Origin of the sequence: uncultured Campylobacter sp., from assembly GCF_937997595.1 — a bacterium.
Classification (GTDB): Bacteria; Campylobacterota; Campylobacteria; order Campylobacterales; family Campylobacteraceae; genus Campylobacter_B.
In genome coordinates this window covers 1-5,184 of record NZ_CALKTS010000101.1, presented here as the reverse complement: position 1 = coordinate 5,184, position 5,184 = coordinate 1, and the positions used below count along the sequence as shown (strand labels likewise).

Genomic DNA, 5,184 nt, shown 5'->3' with positions numbered 1-5,184 from the left:
TACGCGAAATTTCATCAAAATTTTAGGTGCAATAAAGCGAATTTTTTCTAGCTTCGATGCGCTATTTTTGCAAATACTTATAAGCGAACCCGTGCCCGAAATTTAAAATTTCCAATTAATTTTTGAGTTTTAAACAGCACGCGATATGAATTTGCTCGTGCTATTTAGCTGGAAAGCAAGGTGCTTTCTAGGTGTTCAAACGATACGCGGAGATGAATTCCGCATATTTTGCCCTAGTCTAGTAATAGCCTGTGCTGAACTAACAATGTACGGGAATATTTCACTTTGTCCATAGTACTTGATCTGATTCGTTTAATGTTCGGTATTAGCAGCGTATGGGAAAATTTTGTTACCTCGAGTAATTGTGTTTTATTCACTTTCGGTTTGTATTAACACAATGTACTGGAAAATCTTGCCGTAGCCAAATTTTACGCAATTTCGCAATATCTTTTGAGCCTGCGAACGGCCTTTGCAAGAAATTTTATGCAAGCTTCGCACTTAAATTATATGGCTTTAATTTTAGTTTATACTCCACCTTATCGTGATAAATTCTATGTTCCGCTTGAGGCAAGTATTTGGTAGGGCTTTTTTTTGTGCGATCCTATCACAAGCCTATTGGTGCTTATTTAGGCGCCGTATTCGGGTTTTGTCGCAATTATGTTTGCTGCGGATTTTCGGTTTGATTTATAGCATTTAAGGTCGCGCCCGCGCCCAGCGAGCACTAAACATATATGTTTTGAAGACAGGCTTATATGCTAAAATTTCATCCTGCGACAAATAGCTCGCAAAGGCGCGAATATAAGATAAACTAGCCAAATTTTAAAATTTAGCTCCGCGGCGAGCAGCCATATTCTTTTATCAAAGCCTATGAAAGCAGCGTTAGCTTTTGCGTTTTAATTTTATCGTTTAGGCGCAGCAGGGCTTTAAATTTAATTAAAATTTTGCAAAATTTTAAAATTCCGCCCGCTCTTATGCTTTTTTAAAGCAAAATTCTATAAAATACCGCTTCCGCAATGGGCTATCGTCTAATGGCAGGACAACAAACTCTGGATTTGTGAATATAGGTTCGACCCCTATTAGCCCATCCATCCGAATTTTAATTTCCTTTATCATGCTAGTTTTTGAAATTAATTTGCGCGTCATTTTGCATATAGTGGCAGCATTCGCCGGCTAAAGTAAATTGCGCCAAGCCATAAATAGGCAAAATAATAAGTAAGTTGCCGCTTTAAAGCGGCGGATTATTTGATTTTTTCTTTGCCTTTGTAAGTGGCAATGCTTTGATATGAGCCGTCTTTTTTAAACGCTACCACGTCATAGACCTCGGGCTGAGAGCCTTGCTCCATACCTGGCGCTTCTAGTGGCATGCCAGGTACTGCTATGCCGATAACGTCTTTAGGCTTATTTTTTAGTAGCGTGCGGATCTCACCTGCTGGCATATGTCCTTCGACTACATATCCGTCTACGATCGCGGTGTGGCAGCTAGCGAGCTCCAGCGGAAGTTTGAGCTCATTCTTCTTCTGAATAAGCGGCTCATCGACCAGTGAAATCATCTCGACTTCAAATCCGTTTTGCTCCATGTATTTTGCCCAGTTATGACAACAGCCGCAGCTCTCGCCGTGATATACCTTGACGTGTTCGCCCGCCGCGACATAGCTTCCTAATGCCGCCAAAAGCGCACCTGCAAATAAAATTTTCTTCATATTTTACTCCAGTGATTAAAAGTCCTCGATTATACAATATGTATAGTAAATTTTTAAGAGTGAACCGTAGGATTTTAAGATTAGATTTGACGAAGCAGACCCGCTCGTAAGCCGAAATTTTACGAAATTTTAAAATTTCGGCGTCGCGGATAAGCTTAGTTATAGGCACTGAGAGAGTGCTGATTTGATAGCGGATTTTGATACGTAGCCTTCCGAGTCGCTGGTAAGTGATACGTCGCAGCCCGGCTTATAGTTTTTCCAGGTGTAGATATTGCCATTGTCTTCGGTTGTTTTGATGGAGTCTGGCTGTTTATTCCATGCAGAAATTACTTGATTGATATGAAATGCATCGCTGCGGTCTTTCGGCGCATTAGTCATACCTGTGCTATCGGGCAAGGTCGTTTCGACCATATCAGTGGTGCCTGCAGTGGAGACCTCTTGGACTTTATCATTTACGCCGCCGATATTTGTTTTGCTGCTTTGGGATTTTGTTTGATTGCGTACTCCGCTTGGTTCGTTGGATATATTCCAGTTGGAACAACCGATAAAAAATACCGCTGCTACGAGCGCAGCTATTAAATTTCTCATAAAATTCTCCTTCAAAAATTTCGTTGCGATAGTAGCACATTTATCTTTAGTTTAAAATAAATCCGAGCCCTTGAAATTTGAAATTTCGCAGGAATTTTGCGAGGCGTTTCAGTAGGAATTTATAAAATTTGAGATAATATTGCAATCTTTCATACCAAACGGGCTTTTAAATTTTGCACGGCAAATGCCTTTTTGGCTACCAAATTTTAAAGGATTTTTGATGTATGCTATCATCAAACACGGCGGCAAGCAGTATAAGGTCGAAGAGGGCAACTACCTAAATTTAGACCATTTTAATGCAGAGCCGAAAGCAAAGCTCGAGCTTAGCGAAGTTTTAGCGCTAAACGACGGCGAGTTAAAGGTAGGAGCACCGTTTGTAAAGGGTGCCAAGGTGGTTTTGGAGGTCGTTTGCGAAGGCAAGGATAAAAAAGTCGTTATCTTCAAAAAACGCAGACGCAAAGATTCAAAAGTAAAACGCGGCTTCAGACGCCAATACACCCGCGTCAAAGTCGTTTCGATCAACGCATAAAGGATAGGAAATGGCACACAAAAAAGGTCAGGGCTCAACCCAAAATAATAGAGATAGTATCGGACGCCGCTTGGGCGTCAAAAAATTCGGCGGCGAGTTCGTTCGCGCGGGCAACATCATCATCCGCCAGCGCGGCACCGCGACGCACCCGGGTTGCAACGTAGGCATGGGCAGCGATCACACGATTTTCGCGCTGATCGACGGCGTCGTAAAATTTGAGCGAAAAGATAAAAATCGCAAAAAAGTATCGGTTTATCCGGCTGCATAAATATCGCTAAATCTTCGGGGGCGCAAGCCCCTCTTTTAAAATTTCATCCGTTTAAAAATTATCTTCAACTCATTTGGCTATAATTGCCGTTTTAAATTTAAGGATAGCTATGTTCATAGACAGCGTAAAATTTAGCGTCAAATCAGGGGGCGGCGGCGCAGGTTGCGTCAGCTTCCGCCGCGAAAAATTCGTCATCTCAGGCGGTCCCGACGGCGGCGACGGCGGCGACGGCGGCGACGTGTATTTTAGGGTCGATAAAAACTCCCACACTCTCTCATCCTACAAGGGCAAGCGGGAGTTTAAAGCGCAAAACGGCGCGCCCGGCGAGGGTCGCAAAAAGACGGGCAAAAGTGGTGAGGATCTCTATCTTATCGTGCCTCCCGGCACCAGCGTTTACGACGAGGATAGCGGCGAGCTGGTGCTTGATATGCTAAACGACGGCGAGACGAGGCTGTTTTTAAAAGGCGGCAAAGGCGGGCTTGGCAACGTGCACTTTAAAAGCTCGATCAACCAAGCCCCCGAATACGCGCAAAAAGGCCTAGAGGGGCAGACGCGCGAGGTGCGCTTGGAGCTAAAACTCATCGCCGACGTGGGGCTCGTAGGCTTTCCAAACGTCGGCAAAAGCACGCTAATCTCGACCGTCTCAAACGCCAAACCTCAGATCGCAAACTACGAGTTTACCACGCTCACGCCAAAGCTCGGCCTCGTCGAGGTGGACGAATACAGCGGCTTTGTCATGGCCGATATCCCGGGCATTATCAAGGGCGCAAGCGAAGGACGCGGGCTTGGCGTGCAGTTTTTAAAACACGTCGAGCGCACGAAAATTTTACTTTTTATGCTCGATCTTGCGAACTACCGCAGCCTTGAGGAGCAGTTTGACGCGCTGAGGGCCGAGACGGCGAAATTTTCAGAGGGACTTGCAAAAAGAGACTACGCGATCGCTCTAACTCGCGCGGACGCGGCAGAAAATTTGCAGGAAAAATTTGACGCGTTTTTGTCGCATTTGGGGCTCGCGGGCACGGCGGGCGAGATGAAATTTAAACAAGATATTTATGAGTTTGACGCCGCTAAGCCGTTTTTCGTGATGCCGATATCTTCGGCTACGGGACAAAATATAAACGAGCTAAAATTTAACCTGCTTGAGCTGCTTAAAAAGGAGCTGTAGGCTGCGCTAAAAGCCGTGCCGTAGAGGGGTTTTGACGAACGTAGGCCTTAAGCGCGCCCGCATACGCGGTTAAATTTTATTTTTATCGCTCGCAAACGCCGCAAAAAGATAAAATTTAAGAAGGCGAAATGAATAAAATTTTAATTTTCGCGCTGTTATGCTTCGGCACATATGCGTGTGACCCCGCCGATCCGGTGCCAAATTTTATGGACTTTAACGACAAGGATCGTGACGGCGCGCTGAGCTTGCAGGAGTGGATGGCGAGCGAGGTGCCATCTGGGTTGAGAGCAGAGCTAAATCTGCGCTCAGGCTCGGAATTTAAGAGGTTGGACGCTAATCATGACGGCAAGATTAGCCTAGAAGAGCTGAGGGCGAAATCCTCTGCAAAGATTGATTGGTCCGAAGATCCGTGCGCTTTTTGGCCGTGGAAGGATCAAGGCGGAGATGAAAATCAATCCGCCGTCAAATAAATGCGAAAAACGGCAATAATGCTGCCGTTTGCGCGGGGTTTGGTTTGTGCGACGCGTATAAATTTTACTTCGCGCGGGCGAGTGCGGATCAGGTTTGCTTCGCGATCTGAGTAAAATTTTATTTCACGCGCGGTTGGCGCTCGTGTGATCGCTCGCACCGTGATGTGGCTAAATTTAAAGGAAAAGAATGAGTATAGTTTTTATGGGAACGCCCGAGTATGCGGCTAAAATTTTGCGTGCGCTTGCGGAGGCGAAATTTAAGATCGCTGCCATATTTACCCAGCCCGATAAACCCGTGGGTAGGAAGCAAATTTTAACTCCGAGCGAAGTTAAAATTTACGCGCAGCGGCACCTGCCCGCCGTGCCGATCTTTCAGCCTGCGACTTTAAGAGACGAGGTGGTCACGGCGCAGATAAAAGAGCTAAAGCCTGATTTTATCGTGGTTGCCGCATACGGTAAAATTT

Annotated in this window: 7 protein-coding genes and 1 tRNA gene; 6 read left to right on the top strand and 2 right to left on the bottom strand. The window is 45.4% G+C overall.

The window, feature by feature from the left end:
* The first annotated feature begins 1,014 nt into the window (after positions 1-1,014).
* Positions 1,015-1,088: transfer RNA gene (locus tag Q0614_RS03635), tRNA-Gln, on the top strand.
* 150 nt (positions 1,089-1,238) lie between these two features.
* Here Q0614_RS03635 and Q0614_RS03630 read toward each other — a convergent pair.
* Both Q0614_RS03630 and Q0614_RS03625 read right to left on the bottom strand, forming a co-directional pair.
* Positions 1,239-1,700, bottom strand: coding sequence for a DUF411 domain-containing protein (locus Q0614_RS03630; RefSeq protein ID WP_298786600.1), 462 nt, complete (start codon positions 1,698-1,700; stop codon positions 1,239-1,241).
* 159 nt (positions 1,701-1,859) lie between these two features.
* Positions 1,860-2,288, bottom strand: a complete 429-nt coding sequence (locus Q0614_RS03625) for a hypothetical protein (protein ID WP_040303372.1) — start codon at positions 2,286-2,288, stop codon at positions 1,860-1,862.
* Between the two features lie 220 nt (positions 2,289-2,508).
* On the opposite strand from Q0614_RS03625, the gene rplU reads away from it, so the two are divergent.
* The 5 genes from rplU to Q0614_RS03600 all read left to right on the top strand — a co-directional run.
* Complete coding sequence (gene rplU / locus Q0614_RS03620) at positions 2,509-2,817, top strand: 50S ribosomal protein L21 (protein WP_040303368.1); 309 nt, start codon at positions 2,509-2,511, stop codon at positions 2,815-2,817.
* A gap of 10 nt (positions 2,818-2,827) precedes the next feature.
* Entirely contained in the window at positions 2,828-3,085 is a 258-nt protein-coding gene (gene rpmA, locus Q0614_RS03615; RefSeq protein WP_291938329.1) for a 50S ribosomal protein L27, read from the top strand.
* A gap of 109 nt (positions 3,086-3,194) precedes the next feature.
* Positions 3,195-4,250, top strand: a complete 1,056-nt coding sequence (gene obgE / locus Q0614_RS03610) for a GTPase ObgE (protein ID WP_298786598.1) — start codon at positions 3,195-3,197, stop codon at positions 4,248-4,250.
* Positions 4,251-4,378: 128 nt separating this feature from the next.
* Positions 4,379-4,720: a hypothetical protein gene (locus Q0614_RS03605; protein ID WP_298786596.1), complete on the top strand. Its 342-nt coding sequence runs from the start codon at positions 4,379-4,381 to the stop codon at positions 4,718-4,720.
* A 187-nt stretch (positions 4,721-4,907) separates the two neighbouring features.
* Positions 4,908-5,184: formyltransferase family protein (locus tag Q0614_RS03600; protein WP_298786594.1), on the top strand; the 277-nt coding region annotated here is incomplete at its 3' end.

Bases quoted from the DNA above. Each gene is read 5' to 3' on its own strand.
- Q0614_RS03630 (WP_298786600.1), bottom strand. From the start codon at position 1,700: ATGAAGAAAATTTTATTTGCAGGTGCGCTTTTGGCGGCATTAGGAAGC.
- rplU (WP_040303368.1), top strand. From the start codon at position 2,509: ATGTATGCTATCATCAAACACGGCGGCAAGCAGTATAAGGTCGAAGAG.
- Q0614_RS03625 (WP_040303372.1), bottom strand. From the start codon at position 2,288: ATGAGAAATTTAATAGCTGCGCTCGTAGCAGCGGTATTTTTTATCGGT.
- rpmA (WP_291938329.1), top strand. From the start codon at position 2,828: ATGGCACACAAAAAAGGTCAGGGCTCAACCCAAAATAATAGAGATAGT.
- obgE (WP_298786598.1), top strand. From the start codon at position 3,195: ATGTTCATAGACAGCGTAAAATTTAGCGTCAAATCAGGGGGCGGCGGC.
- Q0614_RS03605 (WP_298786596.1), top strand. From the start codon at position 4,379: ATGAATAAAATTTTAATTTTCGCGCTGTTATGCTTCGGCACATATGCG.